General features: G+C 39.6%; 4 protein-coding genes. All 4 read right to left on the bottom strand.

What is annotated here, in order from left to right; translation table 11 throughout:
- Positions 1 to 121: 121 nt before the first annotated feature.
- Positions 122 to 838, bottom strand: a complete 717-nt coding sequence (locus tag CXF89_RS18790) for an SIR2 family NAD-dependent protein deacylase (RefSeq protein ID WP_121955448.1) — start codon at positions 836 to 838, stop codon at positions 122 to 124.
- Positions 835 to 1,851, bottom strand: a complete 1,017-nt coding sequence (locus CXF89_RS18785; RefSeq protein ID WP_121955447.1) for a Kelch repeat-containing protein — start codon at positions 1,849 to 1,851, stop codon at positions 835 to 837. Before CXF89_RS18785 ends, CXF89_RS18790 begins: the two co-directional genes overlap by 4 nt.
- 108 nt (positions 1,852 to 1,959) lie before the next feature.
- Positions 1,960 to 2,145, bottom strand: a complete 186-nt coding sequence (locus tag CXF89_RS18780) for an NAD(P)-dependent oxidoreductase (protein ID WP_121955446.1) — start codon at positions 2,143 to 2,145, stop codon at positions 1,960 to 1,962.
- Positions 2,146 to 2,292: 147 nt separating this feature from the next.
- On the bottom strand, positions 2,293 to 3,171 hold the full coding sequence (locus CXF89_RS18775) for a sensor domain-containing diguanylate cyclase (protein ID WP_121955445.1): 879 nt from the start codon (positions 3,169 to 3,171) through the stop codon (positions 2,293 to 2,295).
- Between the last annotated feature and the right edge of the window lie 62 nt (positions 3,172 to 3,233).

The raw sequence follows: 3,233 nt of genomic DNA, 5'->3' as shown, positions 1-3,233 counted from the left end.
TCAGATCTCTTTAGTATTGTTATAATCAGGATAATAATAACATTTTTGACTCGTTAATATTATATAAAGAGATTGTAATATTTAAGAAAACATTATCAACCCCTTTAAAATATAGCACTTATTAATTAGATTGAATGTAATCTAATGCATTCATTTTTTTATATGTGACGTTAGCGTGCAAAATATGTGCAGGTTCAGGGTCAACCACTTCAACAGGAATGTCGTAATTTCGGGCTATTTCAATTGCCATTTGCGTAATATTAACGCTAAACGAGGTGCCCATAAATACAATTTTATCGGCGTTGAGCATACGCTGTTGTGCTTGTGTTATTCTGTAAAGCTCGGTGTAGTATTCGTCAAATAATAAAACAAAGGGCTTAAATGAATGGTTTAGCACAGGCGTTTGGTTTTGAATATTAAATAGCTCAAAGAGAGACTCTTGCAGGCGGCTTTCTTCTACGCTATCCCACGGGGTGGCAAGTGGCGTGACTGGCTCACCTTGCTCATGAAATAAGGTCATTTGATCAAGCCTGCCATGAATAGCAATGTAGTTTTTATTACCCGCTTTGCCATCAAGCCCATCTATGTTTTGAGTAATTAGGTTTTTGTCACTTAGCCAATGGTGTACGTCGTTTGGGCCATGGTTGCGATAAGTTGCAAAGCGATGGTAATACCATGCTAGAAACTCTTTAGGGGCATTTTGGTACATTGCGCGCGTTGCCATTTCCATAGGCGTATAATTTTTACTGCCAATGGTCCAATAACCATCCTCCCCTCTAAAGGTGGGAATACCACTGGCTGCGCTGACTCCCGCTCCGGTAATGTAAAGGGTATTCACTTTGGCGCCTCGTAACCGAGTACGTTAGCGCTTACTTGCTGACTGTTATCAATACCGCCAATTCGATATAAAACACCGCTGTGCTCAAGTAAACCACGATGATCCATACTCTTTACTTCAACTGGTGATAAAATCTGCCATTCGTTTTTTTCGATACTAAAGCGCCAAACATGGTCACTTGCAGGTGCAGGTTTGCCGTCGTAACCTATTGCGCTGTAGTTGTATGGGTTATTAGAGCCTGCCATCATATAAATATTGCCATTATAGCTGGTGGCTGCCATTCGGTAGTGAGCAGTGCCCGTTGGATGTGGCAAGGTACGCCAATCTATTTTTTGTGGGTTAGTTGAATCTATTGTGCCTTTTAAGCACTGTGCTACACCTGCAAACGAGCGACGCGAATCAGGATTAGCTTGTGTTTTAACGCCATCACAAATAACAATGGTGTTAGCACTAATAGCAGCGGCTTGGCCAAATACAGGCTCACCTAAAAATGGCGAGGCTTGTTGCCATGTATTATTTTGCGTGTCGTATACTTGCACTAAGTTTACGTTGCCGTCGTTATGCCAACCGCTAATTAGATAAATGTAACGCGCTTTGTAGCTCAGCGCTACGCTATCGTCTACGGGTACTGGCATACTCGCAAGATGAGTGTAGGTATCTTTTATTACGTCGTACCTATATACGTCGGGGCTTGAAACTTCAGTATGATCCTCTGCTACCGTATAGCCGCCAAACACATAAGCGTACTCGCCTAAGCCGACTGCGGTGCTTGCTAAGCGCCCCTTTAATGGCAAGCTTGAAGGCACACCAGTTTTAGTTTGCCACTGTGAATCGCCAACTTTAAGCGCCCACACTTTATTATGCACTGACGAGTATTGTTTATCGCGCCCCAGCCCCATAAAGCTTAAAAAGTAAGGCTGATTTTTAACAATAACTTTAGCCACAGCATTATTTGCAACAGGCTCTGGTAAAGCGGGAAGGCTTGCTAACGCAAGAGAAAAAAGAAGGCTCATAAGGCAAATAATTTAATAAGAATTAATACGCTCAGATTAAATTATTTTAGCCTTATGAGCCAGTATTGTTATATCTAAATAATCAAACGCTTTTGATTAGTAACCATATTAGTAGGCAATACTAACATGCTGATTTACGTACGCTGCATTTTGCGCTTCATCAACCATTGCGCTTGCATAATCAGTGACCAATATATTGCTTTCGCCTGCATCATTAGTAAAAAATGTATTACTGCCGATACGGTAATTGTCTTCATTATCACCCAGACATAACTTGTGCAGTTTATTTATCAAGGAACTACCTACAAACTGCTGTAAGAGCATTTATAGATTTTTTAGCGCAGCACTGGAAACCGATATTAAAAAATATGTCAGCAAGTAAGGCATTGTAGTTAAGGACGCTGTGACTATTGTTTAACCTAAGATGATAGTTCAGCTTAATTATTGAGGTAAATAGGTTACGTTATCTAAGCCTCGTTGTTTATTTTTGTACATAGCTTGATCAGCATACTTTATGAGTTCGTGATCTGTTTGGCCGTGCTCGGGGTAGTTTGCAATTCCTATACTGGGTGAAATATTTAGTAGTACGTCATCTAACTTAAAGACGGCTTTAAACTCAGTGAGGACTTTATTTTTTATTCTGACGGTTTCGTGGCTAGAACTTAAGTTATCTAAAATAATTAAAAATTCGTCTCCGCCTAAACGCCCTACTGTGTCGTAATGCCTTACTGACGCTGAAAGCCTTTTTGCTATAGCGCATAAAAGCTTATCGCCAATTTCATGTCCGTGAGTATCGTTTACTGCTTTAAAGCCATTTATGTCTATAAACAGTAAAGAAAAAAACGTGTTGTCTCTGGTTGCACTAATAATTACTTTTTCTAATCGATTCATTAATAAAGAACGATTTGGTAGGCCAGTTAACACATCGTGCCGTGCCATATAATGGAGTTGATCTTCCATTACTTTACGTTCAGTTATATCGTGCGCGACAGCGATTCTTACTTGATGTTGCTCTGACCAACGAACAGACCATAATATATGAACTACTTGACCATCTTTTCTCATCCAACGGTTTTCAAAGCGAGGGTTCACCATTTCGCCAGACAACAGCGAAGTTACGGCATTATGCGTTTTATAATGATCACCTTCGTAAACATAGTTAATCATTTTTTTGCCTACAACTTCGTCGGCCGTATAACCAAAAATTTGCTCAAATGCTGCGCTTACAAAAACAAATGTGCCTTGTTTATCTACCACGCATACCGCATCAAGCATTAAATCGAGTACTTCTTCTACATTAATTAATTCATTTTTTTTCATACTTTGGTGCCTTCAAAGCAAAACCAAGCGAATTTAAGTATTCTATATACCTTTAATAAAAG

Source organism: Pseudoalteromonas sp. MelDa3 (assembly GCF_002863625.1).
In the GTDB taxonomy this organism is placed as follows: Bacteria; Pseudomonadota; Gammaproteobacteria; order Enterobacterales; family Alteromonadaceae; genus Pseudoalteromonas; species Pseudoalteromonas arctica.
The sequence above is the reverse complement of the archived record's forward strand: the minus strand, read 5'-3'. Positions and strand labels throughout refer to the sequence as shown.